Origin of the sequence: Streptomyces sp. MMCC 100 (assembly GCF_041538145.2) — a bacterium.
GTDB lineage: Bacteria > Actinomycetota > Actinomycetes > Streptomycetales > Streptomycetaceae > Streptomyces.
Genome location: NZ_JBGORK020000001.1, coordinates 2,965,211 through 2,984,210, shown reverse-complemented (window position 1 = coordinate 2,984,210; position 19,000 = coordinate 2,965,211). Strand labels below are relative to the sequence as shown.

At 69.2% G+C, this 19,000-nt stretch carries 13 protein-coding genes; 5 read left to right on the top strand and 8 right to left on the bottom strand.

Annotated elements, in window-relative coordinates; translation table 11 throughout:
* Positions 1-68 precede the first annotated feature (68 nt).
* From ABS735_RS13700 to ABS735_RS13685, 4 genes are all read right to left on the bottom strand, one after another.
* Positions 69-491 (bottom strand): cobalamin B12-binding domain-containing protein, encoded by a 423-nt coding sequence (locus ABS735_RS13700; protein WP_016325495.1) that lies wholly within the window; start codon positions 489-491, stop codon positions 69-71.
* Between the two features lie 42 nt (positions 492-533).
* Entirely contained in the window at positions 534-2,129 is a 1,596-nt protein-coding gene (locus tag ABS735_RS13695) for an acyl-CoA mutase large subunit family protein (protein ID WP_373905803.1), read from the bottom strand.
* 55 nt (positions 2,130-2,184) lie between these two features.
* Positions 2,185-2,460 carry a DUF5988 family protein gene (locus ABS735_RS13690; RefSeq protein WP_016325497.1) on the bottom strand — a complete coding sequence of 92 codons (276 nt, stop codon included), beginning with the start codon at positions 2,458-2,460 and terminating at the stop codon, positions 2,185-2,187.
* Positions 2,461-2,953: 493 nt separating this feature from the next.
* A complete protein-coding gene (locus ABS735_RS13685; protein WP_042799404.1) occupies positions 2,954-3,307 on the bottom strand; it encodes an ArsR/SmtB family transcription factor in 354 nt (117 codons plus the stop codon).
* A gap of 84 nt (positions 3,308-3,391) precedes the next feature.
* On the opposite strand from ABS735_RS13685, the gene ABS735_RS13680 reads away from it, so the two are divergent.
* A complete protein-coding gene (locus ABS735_RS13680; RefSeq protein WP_042799405.1) occupies positions 3,392-4,171 on the top strand; it encodes an SDR family oxidoreductase in 780 nt (259 codons plus the stop codon).
* Positions 4,172-4,231: 60 nt separating this feature from the next.
* Here the strand turns inward: ABS735_RS13680 and ABS735_RS13675 are convergent, their stop codons facing one another.
* Both ABS735_RS13675 and ABS735_RS13670 read right to left on the bottom strand, forming a co-directional pair.
* A complete protein-coding gene (locus ABS735_RS13675; protein ID WP_016325500.1) occupies positions 4,232-5,713 on the bottom strand; it encodes an NAD(P)-binding domain-containing protein in 1,482 nt (493 codons plus the stop codon).
* Positions 5,714-5,748: 35 nt separating this feature from the next.
* Positions 5,749-5,910 carry a hypothetical protein gene (locus tag ABS735_RS13670; protein WP_016325501.1) on the bottom strand — a complete coding sequence of 54 codons (162 nt, stop codon included), beginning with the start codon at positions 5,908-5,910 and terminating at the stop codon, positions 5,749-5,751.
* A gap of 498 nt (positions 5,911-6,408) precedes the next feature.
* Here ABS735_RS13670 and ABS735_RS13665 point away from each other — a divergent pair, with 498 nt between their 5' ends.
* The 4 genes from ABS735_RS13665 to aepY all read left to right on the top strand — a co-directional run bounded on the left by ABS735_RS13665 (position 6,409) and on the right by aepY (position 16,432).
* Positions 6,409-13,485 carry a type I polyketide synthase gene (locus ABS735_RS13665; RefSeq protein ID WP_042799407.1) on the top strand — a complete coding sequence of 2,359 codons (7,077 nt, stop codon included), beginning with the start codon at positions 6,409-6,411 and terminating at the stop codon, positions 13,483-13,485.
* A 26-nt stretch (positions 13,486-13,511) separates the two neighbouring features.
* Positions 13,512-14,552: a ketoacyl-ACP synthase III family protein gene (locus ABS735_RS13660; RefSeq protein WP_007445820.1), complete on the top strand. Its 1,041-nt coding sequence runs from the start codon at positions 13,512-13,514 to the stop codon at positions 14,550-14,552.
* 84 nt (positions 14,553-14,636) lie between these two features.
* Positions 14,637-15,332, top strand: coding sequence for a DedA family protein (locus ABS735_RS13655; protein ID WP_042799409.1), 696 nt, complete (start codon positions 14,637-14,639; stop codon positions 15,330-15,332).
* The gene (gene aepY, locus ABS735_RS13650) at positions 15,329-16,432 is read left to right on the top strand and encodes a phosphonopyruvate decarboxylase (RefSeq protein WP_016325504.1); all 1,104 of its coding nucleotides are present in this window, start codon (positions 15,329-15,331) and stop codon (positions 16,430-16,432) included. Before ABS735_RS13655 ends, aepY begins: the two co-directional genes overlap by 4 nt.
* A gap of 75 nt (positions 16,433-16,507) precedes the next feature.
* Here aepY and ABS735_RS13645 read toward each other — a convergent pair whose 3' ends face one another.
* Positions 16,508-16,909, bottom strand: coding sequence for an ArsR/SmtB family transcription factor (locus tag ABS735_RS13645; RefSeq protein ID WP_016325505.1), 402 nt, complete (start codon positions 16,907-16,909; stop codon positions 16,508-16,510).
* Positions 16,910-16,977: 68 nt separating this feature from the next.
* Positions 16,978-18,543 (bottom strand): MFS transporter, encoded by a 1,566-nt coding sequence (locus ABS735_RS13640; protein ID WP_016325506.1) that lies wholly within the window; start codon positions 18,541-18,543, stop codon positions 16,978-16,980.
* Positions 18,544-19,000 lie beyond the last annotated feature (457 nt).

Here is a 19,000-nt window from a genome sequence, read left to right as displayed (position 1 = left end):
TCGCCGGCCCTCCGCTGGAAGAGGGGCCTCAGCAAGCCCGGCCTACCCGCCGACGGGCACAGGTGGCGTCAAACCCGGTCGGCTCGAAGTCTGCCCGCGCCCACATGATTCGTCACCCAGTCCACGACCGTCGTCATCGAAGTCCCCGGCGTAAACAGCGCCGCAACGCCCCCTCCGAGGAGGCTCGCAACATCGTCCTCGGGAATGATGCCGCCCCCGAAGACGACAATGTTCGATGCCTCCTCCTTCCGGAGCAGCTTCACGACTTCCGGAAACGCGGTCATGTGTGCTCCGGACAGTACGGACAGTCCGATGCCATCAGCGTCTTCCTGGACTGCCGTGGCGACGATCTGTGCCGGCGTCTGGTGCAAACCCGTGTAGATGACTTCCACACCGGCATCGCGCAAAGCTCGTGCGACAACCTTCGCCCCTCGATCATGACCGTCGAGGCCGGGTTTGGCCACGACGACCCGCAGCGGTAACAACCGCATCAATGAACTCCTAACACACAGGCACGGATTGGGCCGCCCGTCCTAAACATCGGAAGGCATGTAGGTGCCCCAGACCTCGCGCAGGGCGTTGCAGACCTCGCCGACGGTGGCGCGGGCGCGCAGCGCGTCCTTCATCGGGTACAGGACGTTGTCCTCGCCCTCGGCGGCCTTCCTCAGCGCCGCGAGGGCCGAGTCCACCGACGCCTGGTCGCGCTCCGCGCGGAGCCTGGCCAGGCGTTCGGCCTGCTGGGCCTCGATGGCCGGGTCGACGCGGAGCGGCTCGTAGGGCTCCTCCTCGTCGAGCTGGAAGCGGTTGACGCCGACCACGACCCGCTCGCCGGAGTCGGTCTCCTGGGCGATGCGGTAGGCGGAGCGCTCGATCTCGCTCTTCTGGAAGCCGTGCTCGATGGCGTTGACCGCGCCGCCGAGGTCCTCGACCTTGCCCATCAGCTCCAGGGCCGCCGCCTCGACGTCGTCGGTCATCCGCTCGACGACGTAGGAACCGGCGAAGGGGTCGACGGTCGCCGTCACGTCCGTCTCGTAGGCGAGGACCTGCTGGGTGCGCAGGGCCAGGCGCGCGGACTTGTCGGTGGGCAGCGCGATGGCCTCGTCGAAGGAGTTGGTGTGCAGCGACTGCGTACCGCCCAGGACCGCGCCCAGGCCCTGCACGGCGACCCGGACCAGGTTCACCTCGGGCTGCTGGGCGGTCAGCTGCACGCCCGCGGTCTGGGTGTGGAAGCGCAGCATCAGCGACTTGGGGTTCTTCGCGCCGAACTCCTCCTTCATCACCCGCGCCCAGATCCGGCGGGCCGCGCGGAACTTGGCGACCTCCTCCAGGATCGTCGTGCGGGCCACGAAGAAGAAGGACAGGCGGGGCGCGAAGTCGTCCACGTCCATGCCGGCCGCGACCGCGGTGCGCACGTACTCGATGCCGTCCGCGAGGGTGAACGCGATCTCCTGCGCGGGGGACGCGCCCGCCTCGGCCATGTGGTAGCCGGAGATCGAGATGGTGTTCCACTTCGGGATCTCGGCCCCGCAGTACTTGAAGATGTCCGCGATCAGCCGCAGCGAGGGCTTCGGCGGGAAGATGTACGTCCCGCGCGCGATGTACTCCTTCAGCACGTCGTTCTGAATCGTGCCGGTGAGCTCGTCCGCGCTCACGCCCTGCTCCTCGGCGACGAGTTGGTAGAGCAGGAGCAGCAGGGCGGCCGGGGCGTTGATCGTCATCGACGTGGAGACCTTGTCCAGCGGGATCCCGCCGAACAGCACCCGCATGTCGTCGATGGAGTCGATGGCGACGCCGACCTTGCCGACCTCGCCGCTCGCGATCGGCGCGTCGGAGTCGTGGCCCATCTGGGTGGGCAGGTCGAAGGCGACCGACAGGCCCATGGTGCCGTTGGCGATGAGCTGCTTGTAGCGGGCGTTGGACTCCGTCGCCGTGCCGAAACCGGCGTACTGGCGCATCGTCCACGGCCGGCCCGTGTACATCGACGGGTAGACGCCCCGGGTGAAGGGGTACTTCCCGGGCTCGCCCAGCTTCTCGGCCGCGTCCCAGTCCGCCAGGGCGTCGGGCCCGTAGACCGGTTCGATGGGCAGCCCGGACTCGCTGGTCCGAGCACTGGCCGACTCGCGCGCCATTCTGAGGGGATCCTCTCTGGAAGACATTCGCCCCGCCCTTCGCGTGACTGGCCTGCTACTCGGCTACGTACGTCCGATAGATCCAGCCGTAGACACGCAGGGAGCGCCCGTCGACCTCTCGTACTTCTGACGTCGCCTCGAAGTGCTCGTAGCGGTTCTCGACGTTGAGTTTGACCCGGTCGGTGAGCGGTTCCACCTCGTGCATCCGCTGGTCCTCGGGAATGTCTTTCCCGCCCGCCAGGAAGATGTTGGGCTCCGCAGCACGGTCGCCGTCGCTTCGCAGAATGTTGTTGGAGTGGGCCTGAGCAGTGGTGAGGATGGTGCTGGTCATGTGCGAGTCCTCTCATGCAAGGGCACTGTGGACAGCCGAACCGGCGGGGGAGGGAGTGGGCAGCCCGACGGGTGGCACTGCCGGATTGGAGGGTGCGGAGGTCCCGGGCGCATCCGTGCGCACGGGAACGTTGCGGCCACGAGGGCGCTGCATAGAGCCGGCCGCGACTTGGCTATATCGACTGTTGCCGAATCAGGAATCAGCTTGGCGTCGATCTATGGCGGGTGTCAACCACTTGCCGGGACCCAAGTGCAGCGCATCCTTGGGGACTACTGGCGGTGCCCTCAGGAGATCAAGGCGCACCGAGAGGCCCCGAAGCGCAGCCGGGGCAGACACAGGAGAGGCAGCACGACGAGTGAGCCACCACCCTCGACGGACCGCTGGCCGCGTGGGGCGTCACCACGGGCCGGGGCATGCACAGCACGCAGAAATCACGTGGCGCGGCAGATGTCAGCCGCGCAGACCAGGCTCGATGGATACTCCGTGATGCGGATCAGTCGCGGGTGGTAAGAAATCCGGACAGGGCAGCGAGCACCGACGGGGCGAGTCGGTAGTAGACCCAGGTGCCGCGCCGCTCGGACAGCAACAGGCCGGCCTCGCGGAGTTTCTTCAGGTGATGGCTGACCGTGGGCTGGGAGACGCCGACGTCGGCGATGTCGCACACACAGGCCTCCCCGTCAGGGTGGGAAGCAACCTTGGAAAACAGCCGCAGCCTCACCGGATCACCCAGCGCCTTGAACATGGCGGCGGTGACCTCGGCCTCCTCGTCGGTGAGCTCCCGGTCCGTGAGGGACGGGCAGCACGGTGGAGCGGAGGCGGTGGCCGCCAACTGCGCTAGCTTCGACATGCATCTATGTTGACACTCGTTTCGTCTCCTGCCAAGATCGATTGATTCGATGAGCGTCTAATCAGCACTGGGGGCACGACAAGCATGCGTACCGCCGATACACAGGCAGCTCGCACGAGGACGGCCGTCGTCACCGGAGCCAGTAGCGGCATCGGGGCGGCAACCGCGCGGGCGCTGGCTCGCGAAGGGTTCGAGGTCGTCCTGACAGCCCGCCGGGTCGACCGCCTGGAGGCCGTCGCCAAGGAGATCAGAAACGACGGAGGAACGGCCCAGGTGTTCCCCCTGGACGTGACCGACCGAGAGGCCGTCCTCGCCTTCGCCGCCCAGTTTCCGGCGTGTGACGTGCTGGTCAACAACGCGGGTGGGGCCTACGGAACGGAGCATATCGAGAACGCCGATCCTGGTGACTGGCGGTCGATGTACGAGGTGAATGTCGTCGGCGCCCTGCACATGACCCAGGCCCTGCTGCCGGCCCTGAAGGCCTCTGGTGACGGGGTGGTGGTCGTGATCTCCTCCACCGCGTCGTTCACCTGCTACGAAGGAGGGGGCGGTTACAGCGCCGCCAAGCACGGCGCCCACGTACTGGCCGAGACTCTGCGTCTGGAGGTGTGCGGGGAGGCCTTGCGGGTGGTCGAGATCGCTCCGGGGATGGTCCACACCGAGGAGTTCTCCCTGAATCGCTACCGCGGTGACCTGGACAGGGCGGACGCCGTCTACGCGGGTGTTCCGGACCCGCTGGTCGCCGATGATGTCGCCGACGTGGTGACGTGGGCGGTGACCCGGCCGCCTCACGTGAACATCGACCTCCTTGTGGTCCGCCCCAGAGCACAGGCGGCGCAGCACAAGGTGCACCGCACCACCTGACCGGACTGCCGACGGGGTCGCCTCCCCCAAGACGGGGAGGGGCGACCCCGCCGGGGCGGTTCAGCAGCCTTGGGCGCCGGGCGCGTCGAACATGTCAGCGGCGTAGGCGGCCAACTGCAGGGCCGCGGTGTGGTCGATGCCGAGTTCCGTCGCGGCGGACAGCACGGCGTCCGAAGCCGTGGCCGATGTGCCCAGGTGCTTCGCGGTGACGTGGAGAAGCTGCTCGTGCTGATCCTTGGTCAACCCGAGACGCAGGGCGAGCGCCTCTCCCCCGGCAGTCACCGAGCACACTCCGGTCTCTGGCAGCTGCAGTTCGACCGACTGAGCCGCTTCGAAGTCACCGGCCAGCGCGGCGGCGATGGAGCGGACCTGCTCGTAACCGGTGAGCATGAGGAAGGTCGGAGCCCGGCCGTAGCTCTTCATGCCGACGGTGTAGTAGCCCGGTTCGGGGTGGGCCAGTTCGCGGTAGCCGTGCGGGGTGACGGTTCCGCACGAGTGCTGGTTGGGGTCGATGAGCGGGGCGAGGGCGCGGGGTGCGGACATGATCGGGTCGAGCTCCAGGCGCAGCTCGTCGACGATGCGGTAGTCGGGCCTGAAGCCGGTGGCCGCGACGACCCGGTCGGCGGTCAGGCTTCGCTCGGTGCCGTCCAGGTCCCGGGAGACGAGCTCCACCTGGTCGCGCGAGGGGTCGTCGCCCAGGCGGCGGACGGCGTGGGTGCGGAAGTTGGCGGCAAGAGTGACGCGGCCGGTTTCCACGAGCATCTTCAGGCCGGAGCCGATGGCTCCTCGTGCGGGCAGCTCGTCGTCACTGCCACCGCCGAAGGAGGCGGCCGGGTCGGCGCCGCGGATGGCCCAGGTGATGGTGGTGCCCGGTGCGGTGTCGGCCAGCTCGGCCAGGGCCAGCAGGGTGTTGGCTGCCGAGTGGCCGGCGCCGACCACGACGGTGTGACGGCCGGCGTGCTGGTCGCGGTCCGCTCCGAAGACGTCGGGCAGGCCGTGGTTGATCCAGGCGGCGGCGTCCTGCTCGCCGTGGGCGGGCAGGCCGTTCGCGCCGACGTGGTTCGGCTGACGCCAGGTCCCCGAGGCGTCGATGACGGCGCGCGCCAGCACTTCCTCACCGTCAGCCAGGCGCAGGACGAACGGGGCCGCGTCCCGGTCGGCGGTGCGCAGACGGTCGATGCCCAGCCTGCTGATTGCGGTGACCTCGGCGCCGTAGCGGATGTGGGAAGCCAGCGCGGGAAGCTCGGCCAGCGGCTGGAGGTACTGCTTGACGAGATCCCCGCCCGTGGGCAGGGCGGACGCCTCGGGCTCCTCCCAGCCGGCGGCCGCGAGCAGTCGGCGGGCAGCGGGATCGGTGTTGAACTCCCATGGGCTGAAGAGCTGAATGTGGGACCAGGCCTGCACGGCTGTCGCCGCAGCGTCTCCGGCTTCCAGGACGACGAAGGGGACGCTGCGTTCGGCCAGGTGCGCGGCAGCAGCCAGCCCGACGGGGCCGGCGCCGATCACGGCGACTGGGAGGCGGTCGGAGCCGAGGTCAACCACTGTGCGGTGTCCTTTCACGAAGGGAAGGGCGGCAGTCAGGCATCTCGCGTGGGATCGGACGAGGAAGCCGCGAGATCCTCTGCGGTGTCCGCCTGCTTGTGTTGTTCGCTGCGCTCCGCAGCCCGCCGCCGGAATTCAGCGATCGCGGCACAGCAAGAGCCGGTCTGCTCAGCGTCGAGGCCGATGGAATCACTCATCGCAAGCGGCTCCTGTCGCGGCGGCTCGGAGGGCGACGCGAAGCAAGCGCATCACAACCGCCTATATAGATAAACAACGAATCAGAGTTCCACCTTCACCCCTGTTTCGATGAATGTCAACCTCATGCCACAGCCTGCCACGATGTGACGAGCGTCACCTCGTGCCGCGTTGCGCGGGCGCCCCACGCCGGGTCAATCTCGATACATGTCGAAACAGCGGGGGTAGTGGCACCAGGACAACCGCCCAGTGCCACAGCGACATCGGGAAGCAGCGGCTGTGCCGATAGCCGCGCCCGGCCCGTGAACGGTCAAGTGCGCTCGCCCCGCACCTGACCGCTCAGCCAACGGACCGAATCCTTCCCGCCTCACTCTCGTTCTGTCCTCGGTGCGATCGCCCGCCACCGGACCGGCCCAGCTGCCGGTCTGCCGCGCCCGCACCGCAGATCCTTCCGTGCTGCTTCACCAGTGAACGGCTTCGTCATGCCCGGAAGGACATTCATGCCTCACGACTCCACCCGCGCGGCTGGGACTGCCAGTGAACCGATCGCCATCATCGGCATGGCCGGACGGTTCGCCGATGCCACCAGCCTTGAACAACTCTGGGACATGCTGCTCCAGGGCCGCGACGCCATCACGGACATCCCGCCGGACCGCTACGACGTCGACGCCGTCTACGACCCCACGCCCCGCACGCCCGGCCGCACGGTGAGCCGGTGGGGCGGCCTGCTCCACGACATCGACGCCTTCGACGCGGAATTCTTCGGCATCTCCCCCCGGGAGGCCGACCGCATGGACCCCCAGCAGCGGCTCCTCCTGGAGGTCGCCTACGAAGCCCTCGAAGACGCGGGGCAGCCCCTGCCCCGCATCGCGGGCACCGACACGGGCGTCTTCATCGGCCAGCTGGGCGGTGACTACTGGCATCTGCAGTACGACGACCGCGATCAGCTCGACCTGTACGCCATGACCGGTGCGGCCGCCCGCGCCATCACCTCCGGCCGGCTGTCCTACGCATTCGACCTGCGGGGACCCAGCTTCACCGTCGACACCGCCTGCTCCTCCGCGCTCGTGGCCGTCCACAACGCCGTCCAGGCAATCCGGCTCGGCGAGTGCCCCCTGGCGATCGCCGGCGGGGTCAACCTCGTACTCCTGCCGGAAGAGGGGGTCGTCTACTCGGGCGCCGGCATGCTCGCCTCCGACGGCCGCTGCAAGTTCGCCGACGCCTCGGGCGACGGCTTCGTCCGCAGCGACGGCATCGGGGCCGTCATCCTCAAGCCGCTGTCGGCCGCTCTCGCCGACGGCGACCGCATCCGGGCGGTCATCCGCGGGTCCGCCGTCGGCAACGACGGCCAGAGCAGTGGCTACCTGGTCACGCCCGCCGTCGAGGGCCAACGTGACGTGCTGCGCCGCGCCTACGCCAACGCCGCCGTGGACCCGGCCGACATCGACTACATCGAGGCCCACGGCACCGGCACCAGCGTCGGCGACCCGGTCGAGCTGCAGGCCCTGGCCGACATCGTCGGCACCCGGGCCTCGGACGATCGCTGCCTGGTCGGCTCAGTGAAGACCAACATCGGCCACGCCGAGGCAGCCGCCGGAATCGCCGGTCTCATCAAGGCCGTGCTGTGCCTGGAGAACAAGACGATCCCGCCCAACCTGCACCTGAAGAACCCCAACCCCGCCGTCGACTGGGCCAACCTGCCGCTCGCCGTACCCACCCACGCCACCCCCCTGCCGCAGCGGGACCGGCCCGCCATCGCCGGGGTCTCCAGCTTCGGCTTCTCCGGAACCAACGCCCACCTCGTCCTCGAAGCCGCCCCCGAGCCGCGCACCACCGCCCGGGACACAGCGCCGGACGCGCGCAGCGAGCTGCTGGTGTTGTCCGCGTTCAGCCCCGAAGCCCTGTCCGAAGCAGCCCGCAGCATGGCCGACCACCTCGAAGACCCCGGCGCGCGCCAGAAGCTGAGGGACATCGCCCACTCCGCGGCGCTGCGCCGTACCGTTCACGACGCCCGCCTCGCCCTTCCCCTCCAGAGCCACGCCGAGGCCGCCGCCGCGTTGCGGGGGTTCGCCGACGGCGACAACGAGCCCGGCCTGTCCTTCAGCGACTACACCGACTCCGACGCGACGCCACGGGTCGCGTTCGTGTTTCCCGGACAGGGCTCGCAGTGGCCAGGCATGGGCCGCGAGCTCCTGGACACCGAGCCGGTCTTCCACCAGGCCATGCGGGACTGCGACGACGCCATCAGGACGGAGAACGGCTGGTCGGTCATCGAGCTCCTGCGCTCGGCGGATGAAGAGCGGCTCAAGGAACTCGACGTCATCCAGCCCACCCTCTGGGCCATGGAGATCGCCCTGACCGAACTCTGGCGCTCCTGGGGCATCGAACCGGACGTGGTCATCGGCCACAGCATGGGTGAGTCCGCCGCCGCCTACATCGCCGGCGCTCTGTCACTCTCTGACGCCGCCGCGGTGATCTGCCGCCGCAGCCGACTGGCCAAGCGCCTTTCCGGCCGCGGCACCATGGCCTGGGTCGCTCTTCCCGCCGACGAGGCAGCGGCAGCGCTGGTCGGTCACGAGGACACGGTGGCCGTAGCCGCCATCAACAGCCCCACCTCCACCCTCCTGTCCGGTGATGGTGAGGCTCTCGACCAGGTACTGGCCGGCCTCGACGCGCGCGGTGTCGACAATCGGCGGGTCAACGTGGACTTCGCGTCGCACTGCCCGCAGATGGACGCGCTTCAGGAGGATCTGCTCTCCGAGCTGTCCCACCTCACACCGCGGGCAGGCACCATCCCCCTGCACTCCACCCTGTTGAACGAGGTCATCGACGGCTCCGGCATGAACGCCGAGTACTGGGTGCGCAACATCCGCCAACCGGTCGACTTCGTCGGCGCGGTACAGGGGCAGCTCGACCTCGGCGACACCGTGTTCGTCGAAGTCAGTCCTCATCCGCTGCTCGTGTCAGGAATCCGCGAGACCAGCCGCATGGCCACCGGCGCCGACACCACCGCGGTCGGCAGCCTGCGCCGGCACGCGGACGAACGCGGCTCCCTGCTCACCTCCGCAGCCGCCCTGCACACAGCCGGTGCCCGTCTCGACCTCGACAAGCTGACCGCCGACGGGAGCTACGTGGCCCTGCCCACGTATCCGTGGCAGCGCACCCACCACTGGATCAGCCCCGGCCCAGCCCGTCCCGCGGCCGCCACCGCGGCACCCGCCGAGCCTGCATCGGGTAAGGAGCACGCGACGCACCCACTGCTCGGTAAGCCGTCACCCACCGAGGGCGCGACCCGCACATGGCAAGGTCCACTTCGGCTCGCTGACCACCCCTACCTGCGCGACCACTGCATTCAGGACACCATCATCCTGCCGGGCACCGCCCACCTGGAGCTCGTCAGCGCTGCCGCACGCACCGAACTGGGATCCGGAGCGCTGTCGGTCAGCGAGGTGCGCTACCACCGGGCCCTCTTCCTCGACGAGGACGGGCCCGCACCAGAGGTCCAGGTCACTGTCACTCCGCGCCCGGACTCCTCACTTCACTGCCGCATCCTCAGCCGGGAATCCGCCGACGACGACTGGGCTCTGCACACCGAAGCAACTGCTCGCGCGGTGGAGGGCGGCACTCCCCGAGCGGGCGAGTCGCTGCAGTCCATTCGTGCCCGCCTGCCCCAACACCAGGACGCCGGCGACTTCTACACGTGGAACGCCGCCCGCGGAAACCAGTGGAACGGCACCTTCCAAGGCATCACCGAACTGTGGCGCGCCGACGGCGAGGTCCTCGCCCAGCTGACCTGCCCAGCCGCACTCCTCGACGGACTCGCCCACCACCACTTCCACCCGGCCCTCCTGGACGCGAGCGGGCACGCCATGGCCGCCGCCCGTGAGCTGACTGCTCCCGGTGACGAAGGCGTCTTCGTCCTCGGCGGCATCGACGAAGTCCGCTTCTACCAGCAGCCGCCCGCCTCCTTGTTCAGCCACGCCAGGCTGCTGCCATCCCCGCGCGAGGACTCGTTCAGCGCCGACATCGACATCCGCGCCGACGACGGCCGTCTGATCGCCCAGATGCGCGGACTGCGCCTGCAGTACCTGGCCGGCCACGCCCCCGCCCTGCTCAACGCCCGTACCGAGGATCCCGTGACGCCATCCCGCACCCCAGGCTCCCCGGCTGCCCCGGCCAGCGACGACCGCGACACCTGGCTGCACACACTCACCTGGGACGAAGCTCCCCTTCCCGCCCCAGCGACGGGCGCCACCGACCCCGACGGCTTCTGGTTGCTGTTGACCGACAGCGGGCCCACCGGGCGCGCCCTGGCGCGTGAACTGAACGGCCGCGGCCAGCGCGTCGTCGCCGTCACCGCCGGCGCGGGCCAGCTGTCCGGGGGCGGCGACCGCTACCGCATCGACCCCGCCAAGGAAGAGCACTACCGCGAGGTCCTGGCCGATGTCGCCCGCTACGGTGCCTGCCGCGGCATCATCCATCTGTGGGCCCTGGACGCCCAGACCGGCCTGGACGCCACACCCACCGAGATCCACCGCACCCAGGTGCTCGCCGCGCACAGCGTCCTGCACCTGACCAGGGCCCTGGAGAAGGAGCCGCTCGGCAACCCCCCACTGTGGCTGGTCACCCAGCTCGCCCAGGCCACCGGAACCGGGGAACGGGTACGCCATCCCTTCCAGGCCATGTCGTGGGGGCTGGGCCGCACGCTGGCTGCCGAGGCACCCGCGCTGAACCCTCGCCTGGTCGACCTCGACCGTTCCCCGGCCAGTGTCCCGGCCCTGGCGGAGCAACTGCTCGACCCCGACCAGGAGAACCAGGTCGCGTGGCGCAACGGCCGGCGCCTGGCAGCCCGGCTGCGCCCCGCGGCGGCCGCCACCCCTCCGCCGCAGGCGCTGTCACTGCCTGCACCCGGCGTCATCGACGACCTGCAGCTGACCGCGGCCCCCTCGCGCGGCCTCGCCGCAGACGAAGTCCGTATCCAGGTCAGCCACGCCGGGGTCAACTACCGCGACGTGCTCCTGAGCCTGGGCATGTATCCCGGACAGGACGACAGGCCGCCGGTGATGGGCTGGGAGTGCGCCGGCACGGTCAGCGAGACCGGCTCGGGCGTGACCGACGTCGCGGTGGGCGACCAGGTCATCGCCTTCGCCGAAGGGGCCTTGGCCTCCGAGGTCGTCACCCGCGCCTGCCTCACGGCACCCAAGCCGGCCAGGCTGACCGCGGCCGAGGCCGCGACCCTGCCGGCCGCCTACCTCACCGCCTACCACGCCCTGCACGACATGGCCCGCCTCGAACGGGGGCAGAAGATACTCATCCACACCGCGACCGGCGGCACCGGCCGGGCCGCGCTGAACGTCGCCCGCTGGAAGGGAGCCCGCGTCTTCGCCACCGCCGGCAGTGACGCCAAGCGGCAGCTGCTGAACGAGCTCGGCGTGGAGCAGGTCGCCGACTCCCGAAGTCTTGCCTTCGCCGACGCCTTCAAGCCGGCTGTCGCAGAGGGCTTCGACGTCATCTGCAACACCCTGGCCGGTGACGCCATCGAGGCGAACCTGTCCCTGATGGCCCCGTACGGGCACTACCTGGAACTCAGCAAACGCGACATCCTCGACAACAACGCGTTGCCGATGGGTGCCTTCGCCCGCAACCTTTCCTTCCACGCCATCGACGTCGTGCACATGATCCAACACGCGCCTGAACGGGCTGGACGTGTCCTGCGGGCCGCTGCCGCCCTGGTCGACGAGGGCGCTCTGGAGGCACTGCCGCACACGGTGTACCCGGTCGAGAAGGCCGCCGACGCCTTCCGGTTGATCGCCCAGGCCCGGCACACCGGCAAGGTCGTGCTGTCCTTCGGCCAGTCATCCGTCACGGCCGGCGGTGCACGCGGCCGCTCGGTCACCGTTCATGCCGACGGGACCTACCTGGTCACCGGAGGTGCGGGCGGCATCGGCGGCCGGCTGGCGCTGTGGCTGGCCGACCAGGGCGCCCGTCACCTGCTGCTCACCGGCCGCAGTGCGCTGCCCGAGCAGGACGCGGTAGTAAGCGAGACTCATCCGCAGGCCACCGCCGTCGCCGTGCTCCGGCAATTGCGCGAGCGCGGGGTGAACGTGACGTACAAGGCTGTGGACGTCGCCGACGCCCGGGCCATGCAGACGACGCTGGAGTCGCGACGCCGCGCGGGGAAGCCACCTGTGCGCGGTGTGTTCCACGCGGCCGGGGTCATCGACTACACCCTGCTCAGTGACATGAGTGGCGCCGAGATGGACCGAGTCCTGGCGGCGAAGGTCTCTGGCGCGTGGAATCTGCACCGGTTGCTGCGCGAGGAGTCGGTCGAGGCGTTCGTCATGTTCTCTTCCGGCTCCGCACTCCTCAGCTCCCCCATGCTGGGCGGGTACGCGGCAGGGAATGCGTTCCTCGATGCGCTGGCGCACCACCGGCATGCCCAGGGCCTCTCCAGCACAGTCGTCAACTGGGGGTTCTGGGACAGCGTCGGGATGGTGGCGCGCAAGGAGCAGGAGGAAGAGCGCACGCTGCTGCCGCACGGCATGACCTCGTTCAGCCCGGACGACGGTCTGTCGGTGCTGGGCAGGATTCTGGCCGAAGGCAGGCTCCACACGGCGGTGTTGCCGGCGGACTGGCGGGCTTGGGCCCGCGCCTACCCGAACGCGGCTGCTGCCCCTCTGGTGCAGCACCTCACCAACCGTGATCAGTCGGCGGACCCGACTCCCGCTCCTGAGAAGCAGAACACCGAACCCCGCCCGTCGTCCCAGGTCACCGAACCTGACGTGTCCCGTCGGGTCGCATCCGCGCCAGCCGCGGCTCCGGCCGCCTCTGCAACGGTCGCCGAGCCGCCGGCCACTGACCGGATCGCACCGCAGGCCACCGCTCCTGCACAAGCAGCGCCCAGCACCGAACTGCTCGACTTCCTCAAGCAGGAGGTCGCGGTCGTGATGGGGCTGCGGCCCGAACGCGTCAACATCAACCGACCGCTGAACCGGCTCGGCATGGACTCCCTCATGGCCGTCGAACTCCGCAACCGCGTCGAACGCCGCTACCAGGTCAAACTCCCCATGGTGCAACTCCTCAAGGACGGCACCATCACCACCGTCGCCCAAGCCCTCGCCAACGAACTGGAGCCGGTCGAGGAGGAGTCCGGCACCAAGGCGGACGACTCCGCAACACCTGTGGCGGCAACGGACAGCGTGCCTCCGGTAGCCGAGGTCGCATCCGTCGAGGCCAGTGGCGAGAGCACGGCCCCGGCGGCCGCAGCACCGTCCCTGCCCGATGCCAGGGCCTCGCAGGCCCCCGAAGCAGCGCAGGCGCCTCCCACGGACGAGCTCCTCGACTTCCTCAAGCAGGAGGTCGCGGTCGTGATGGGGCTGCGGCCCGAACGCGTCAACATCAACCGACCGCTGAACCGGCTCGGCATGGACTCCCTCATGGCCGTCGAACTCCGCAACCGCGTCGAACGCCGCTACCAGGTCAAACTCCCCATGGTGCAACTCCTCAAAGACGGCACCATCACCACCGTCGCCCAAGCCCTGGCCAACGAACTGAACTCCGCAGACGCCTCGGCCTGACCGAGCGAGGGACGAGGACCGACTTCATGAAGACCACCGACATTCGCATCGCCGGGCTCGGCACGTACATCCCTGAGATCGTCGACGCCCGGAAGGCAGTCGCGCTGGGTCTGTACGACGCCGACGACTACGAGTTCTACGGCTGGACCGGCGCCGCCGTCGCCGACGACATGCCCGCTCCGGACATGGCGGTCGCCGCTGCCCGGCAGGCCATGGAACGCTCCGCGCTGCACCCGCACGACATCGACTTCCACATCCACGCCTGCGGGCACGAACAGGGCCCCGAAGGCTGGTCCCCGCAGCACTACATCCTGCGTCACCTGACCGACCGCGACGTGCCCTCCTTCCGTGTCTGGCAGGCCTGCAGCGGACTGATTGGCTCGCTGGAGCTGGCCGCCTGCTACCTCAAGGCCGTACCCGAACGCAGCGCCGCTCTGCTCACCGGCGCCGACAACGTCGGAACCCCCAACTTCAACCGGTGGGCCTTCGGCATCCAGAACGGGGTGCTCGGTGACGGGGGCAGTGCGATCCTGCTGTCGAAGTCCGAGGGCTTCGCGAGCCTCCTGTCCATCAACACCGGCTCCACTGCGGAGGTCGAGGAGCAGTACCGCGGTACGGAGCCGCTCTTCCCCCCGTCGCTGACGGTCGGCCGCGGCATGGACTTCAAGGAGCGTCTGGCCGCCGCCGGCGGGCTGGAGGAGACCGTCGCCGAGGTCGTGCGCCGCCAGGGCGAGCTGCGCACGGAGATCGCCCTGCGCACCCTGGCCGAAGCCGGCCTGGAACCGGGCGACGTCACCAGGGTCTGCCACGTGTTCACCGGCCAGGAGAGCTACCTGAAGGTCATCCTCGACCCCATGGGCCTCTCCCCCGACCAGGGCCTGCTCGACTTCGGCCGCAACCTGGGCCACATGACGGTCAACGACCAGATTGTCGGCCTGACGCACCTGGTGGAAACCGGGCAGGTCGGCCCGGGCGACCACGTACTGATCGTCGCCCACGGCGGCGGGGTGTCCATCACTTGCGCCGTCGTACGCATCGACCAGCGACCCGACTGGGCCGCCGGCTGATCAACCCCGCCCACCTGCCGGTCCCGCGACGGGGCCGGCAGGCGGCATGTCCGCTCATTCGCACCACCGTCCTGGGGGGCACGCGTGCAAAACCTCGCCTCATCACCCTTGCTCGACGCCGAGGCCCTGATCTCCGGCTTCGGCCTGCTGGGCATCATGGCCACCGTCTTCGCCGAATCCGGCCTGATCGTCTGCTTCTTCCTGCCCGGCGACTCGCTACTGTTCACGGCGGGGCTGCTCGTGGCCAACGACCAGTTCCTCCACCAGCCCCTGTGGCTGGTCATGCTCGCCATCGCCGCAGCCGCCGTCCTGGGCGACCAGTTCGGCTACGCCTTCGGCCGCAAAGTGGGCGGAGCGCTCTTCCGCCGCCCCAACTCCCGCTTCTTCAAGCAGGAAAATGCCGAGCGGGCCCAGCAGTTCATGCTCAAGCACGGCCCCAAGGCCCTGGTGATGGGCCGCTTCATCCCGGTCTTCCGTACCTTCATCCCCATCACCGCCGGCATCGGACGCATGACGTACCGCACGTTTTTCCTGTTCAACGTGATCGGTGCGGTGCTGTGGTCGGTCAGCCTGACTCTCGTCGGCTACTACCTGGGCCAAGTCGCCTTCGTCCGCGACAACATCGAAGGCATCGTCATCGGCATCGTGCTCATCTCCGGCATTCCCATCATCATCGAGGGCATCAAAATGCGACGCCGCGCCCGCAGCGCGCCCGCGGCGGGCCAGGAGATGCCCGTCACGCCGTCCACCACCCCCGAAACGGAGCTGCCCCGTCCATGATCACGGCACAAGAATTCTGCGACCTCCTGGCCGACCGCGGCTTCACCCTCGCCAGCGGCGTTCCCTGCTCCCACTTCGGTGGACCGATCGCGCACCTGAGCACCGAGCCCGGTCGCTACGTACCCGCCCCGAACGAGGGCAGCGCGCTCGCCGTGGCCGCCGGCGCCGCCCTGGGCGGGCAGCGCGCCTACGTGATGCTGCAGAACTCCGGTCTGGGCAACCTCATCAATCCGCTCACTTCGCTGGTGATGACCTACCAGTTGCCGATCCTGACCTTCACCAGCCTGCGGGGCTGGCCCGACCCCGCAACGGACGAACCCCAGCACGCCGTGATGGGGCCGGCGACTCCCGGCCTTCTCGACAGCGTCGACACCCCGCACCACACCTTGTACGCGCAGGACGGGGTCGAGGAGTTCACCGCGGTCCTGGAGAAGGCGGAAAAGGACCTCGCCGAGCAGCGGGCGCCGTTCGTGCTGGTTGAACGCGGCGCCATCGGCAAGGCCGCGGCGGCCAACTCCCCTCACACCGAGGGACTGCCCGCCGCGGAAGCCATCCGCATCGTCACCTCTGCCGCGCCGCAGGCGGCCGTCGTCGCCACCACCGGATTCACCGGCCGTGACACCTTCGCGGTGGCCGACACGCCCAGCACCTTCTACATGCAGGGCTCCATGGGCCACGCCTCCTCCATCGGCCTCGGCGTGGCGCTGACCCAACCGGAGCGGACCGTGGTGGTCCTGGACGGAGACGGAGCCCTGCTGATGCACCTGGGCGCCCTGTCGATGATCGGCAGCGAGGCGCCTGCCAACCTGATCCACGTCGTGCTCGACAACCGGGTGCACGAGTCGACGGGCGGACAGGCGACAACCTCGGCGACGACCTCGTTCCCCGAGATGGCGAAGGCCGCCGGATACGCCGACGCGGTCGTCTGCGACCGGGAGGAGGACGTGCGGGCCGCGATGCTGAGGGCCCAGGCCGCTCCCGGCCCGCACCTGATCTGTATCAAGACGCTGCCTCGCACGGGCGCGATCCCGCCCCGCGCGACCAATGCCCTCAGCACGCTCGACATCCGGGACCGCTTCCAGAACGATCTTCGGCAGTAGCAACAGCGGCACGCCACAGGGGGCCGTATCCCACGCGTCTGCGTGGAACACGGCCCCCTGTGGCGAGTGGCGGGCTCAGGCTCCCTGCACCGCGGCCGGCTGTCCGGCCCCCGTCTGGAGGCAAGCCGCAACCGTCTCAGGGTCCATGGCGGCAAGGCTGGCGAACATGCGCAACGGCTCGGCCAACGTCTGACAGCACATCACGTACTGATTGCTGCGGCCCTTCGGAATCGCCTCTACGAGGTTCTGCTCACGCAGCGGGGCCAGGTGATGGCTGACCAGCGTCTGGCTCAAGCCGGTGGCCTCCTGCAGTTCCTTGACGGTGCGGGGACGTTGCGCGATGAGCAGGATCAGCGTCAGTCGCGTCTCGTCCGCCAAGGCCCGCAGTTTCGGTGCCAGCATCTGTGCCCGCTCGCGTTCGCTGAGCCACTGGTCAGGATCACTGACCGCTACCCTGAGCTTCGACGGCCGGGCCATCGCCACCTCCCTCTCACCCGCGGGCCGGGCTGCGGAGTCGATCCTACGCACTGTCCGCTCCCCGGTCTTCAGGACGTAGCGGCGGCGTCGGCGCTGTCACTGGGGGCGGCGGCTTCGGACTGCGCTGTGCCGTCCTCGTCGGCAACTCGGGCTCGGGGCAGAATGAACGCGGCGGCCAGGGCACCGACCGCCGCGACACCCACGGCGATCAGCAGCGTGCCGGTGAACCCGCCCACGAAGGACTCCTGCGCCGCGTCCAGCACGCGCCGGCCCGTGTCGCCGCCGAGCTGCTGGGCCACCGCGGAAGCGCCCGCCAGGGATTCGTGGACCGCTTCTCCGGCCTCACCAGGCAGCTGAGCCGCCTGCGGCAGGTCGTCACGGTACAGCGTAGCGATCACGCTGCCGCTGATCGCGATGCCAAGCGCCCCGCCCACCTGCATGCCGACATCGGCGACGGCCGACCCGGCGCCCGCCTGACGGGCGGCGGAGACCACCAGGATGGCATCCACGGCGGCGGGCAGCGCGATACCCATGCCCAGGCCGAACACGGCCAGGCCGATCAGTGCCTGCGTCTCGTCGTCGACGCTGAGCCCGGCCAGGACACCGAGTCCCGCAGCACACAGCAGCAGGCCGACCACCACCGTCGTCTTCAGCCCCGTGCGCTCCACCAGCTTGGCGGACAGCGGCGCGCCGACCATCATCGTGCCGATGGCGAGCATGCGCAGGCCCGCGCCCAGGGGGTCGAGTTCGAGCACCGACTGCAGGTACTGGGTGAGCAGGTACAGGCCGCTGTAGAGGCCGAAGGAGGTGCAGGCGATGGCCAGCGCGCCCCCGCCGTAGCGAGCGTTCAGGAACAGGCCGACGTCGAGCATCGGATGGGCCGTCTTCCGCTCCCACAGAACGAAGGCGACCATCAGCACCACGCCGAGGAACAGCGAGCCGAGGGTGATGATGTCGCTCCAGCCGTTGTGCGGGGCTTCGACCAGGCCGTAGACGATTGCGACCAGCCCCGCCACCGAGAGGAGGGCGCCGACGAGGTCCAGTCCGGGGTGGCCTTCGGCCTTGGACTCGGGGATGAGCTTGGCTCCGCCGATCAGGGCGATGGCCGCCAGGGGAACGTTGATGAGGAACATCGAGCCCCACCAGAAGTGTTCGAGCAGCAAACCACTGACGAGCGGGCCCAGCGGCACGCCGACCGCAGCGGCGCCCGACCAGATGCCGATCGCCTTGCCCTGCTCCTCGCGCGGGAAGACATCCTTGATGATGGCAAGGGTGGCGGGCATCATCAGCGCCGCCGAGATGCCCATGAGGGCCCGAAAAGTGATCAGCATCTCGGCATTGGAGGCGAACGCGGCGCCCAGACTGGTCAGGGCGAAGGCCCCCAGACCGACGGAGAGAAGCCTCTTGCGGCCGAACCGGTCCGACAAGCCGCCGGCCATGAGCAGCAGTCCGCCGAATGCCAGTGCGTAGGAGTCCACCATCCACTGGAGTTGGCTGCTCGTGGCATCCAGGTCCTTCTGGATACTGGGCAGCGCCAGGTTCAGGATCAGGGTGTCCAGGCCGATCAACACGAGACTCAGGCACAGGATGTTCAGGATCTGCCATCGGCGCGGATGGCCGGCGGAGCTGTTCACTTGCTTCTCCTCAAACGCAACAGGTTGGAGTCCCGGGGAGCGGCTGTGGCCGGCCGTCGCACGGGGGAATGACGAGCAGGCCGGCCATCAGCCAAGCCCAAACTAAACAGCATCCATCGCTATCAACAGCCATCACTGTTAATAACGGCCGGGTTTGTACGCTGGATCCGGCCAACTCACAGTGCCTCCCGCGATCCGGCATGCGAGGTTCCGTTCACCGCACTGGCGTGCACGGCAGTACTCACGGTGACGAATCACCGTCGAGCGGGGCTCCCCCACCCCCTCCGATCCACAGGCACCGGAGTGCCACCGACACGGCTGGTCAGAGCGCCTCCTTACCGCCGCTGACAGCCGGCGCAGCGGCAGTCCCGTCGAACGACAGAGATGGCGTGATCGTTTCCAGGCCGACCCGGAAACCCTCGAATACTTTGACCGCCATCGATAAATTGAGCGAGAA

What these genes read in the sequence shown, in the direction of transcription:
- ABS735_RS13700 (WP_016325495.1), bottom strand. Translation starts at nt 491, where the DNA reads ATGCGGTTGTTACCGCTGCGGGTCGTCGTGGCCAAACCCGGCCTCGAC.
- ABS735_RS13695 (WP_373905803.1), bottom strand. Translation starts at nt 2,129, where the DNA reads ATGGCGCGCGAGTCGGCCAGTGCTCGGACCAGCGAGTCCGGGCTGCCC.
- ABS735_RS13690 (WP_016325497.1), bottom strand. Translation starts at nt 2,460, where the DNA reads ATGACCAGCACCATCCTCACCACTGCTCAGGCCCACTCCAACAACATT.
- ABS735_RS13685 (WP_042799404.1), bottom strand. Translation starts at nt 3,307, where the DNA reads ATGTCGAAGCTAGCGCAGTTGGCGGCCACCGCCTCCGCTCCACCGTGC.
- ABS735_RS13680 (WP_042799405.1), top strand. Translation starts at nt 3,392, where the DNA reads ATGCGTACCGCCGATACACAGGCAGCTCGCACGAGGACGGCCGTCGTC.
- ABS735_RS13670 (WP_016325501.1), bottom strand. Translation starts at nt 5,910, where the DNA reads ATGAGTGATTCCATCGGCCTCGACGCTGAGCAGACCGGCTCTTGCTGT.
- ABS735_RS13665 (WP_042799407.1), top strand. Translation starts at nt 6,409, where the DNA reads ATGCCTCACGACTCCACCCGCGCGGCTGGGACTGCCAGTGAACCGATC.
- ABS735_RS13660 (WP_007445820.1), top strand. Translation starts at nt 13,512, where the DNA reads ATGAAGACCACCGACATTCGCATCGCCGGGCTCGGCACGTACATCCCT.
- aepY (WP_016325504.1), top strand. Translation starts at nt 15,329, where the DNA reads ATGATCACGGCACAAGAATTCTGCGACCTCCTGGCCGACCGCGGCTTC.
- ABS735_RS13645 (WP_016325505.1), bottom strand. Translation starts at nt 16,909, where the DNA reads ATGGCCCGGCCGTCGAAGCTCAGGGTAGCGGTCAGTGATCCTGACCAG.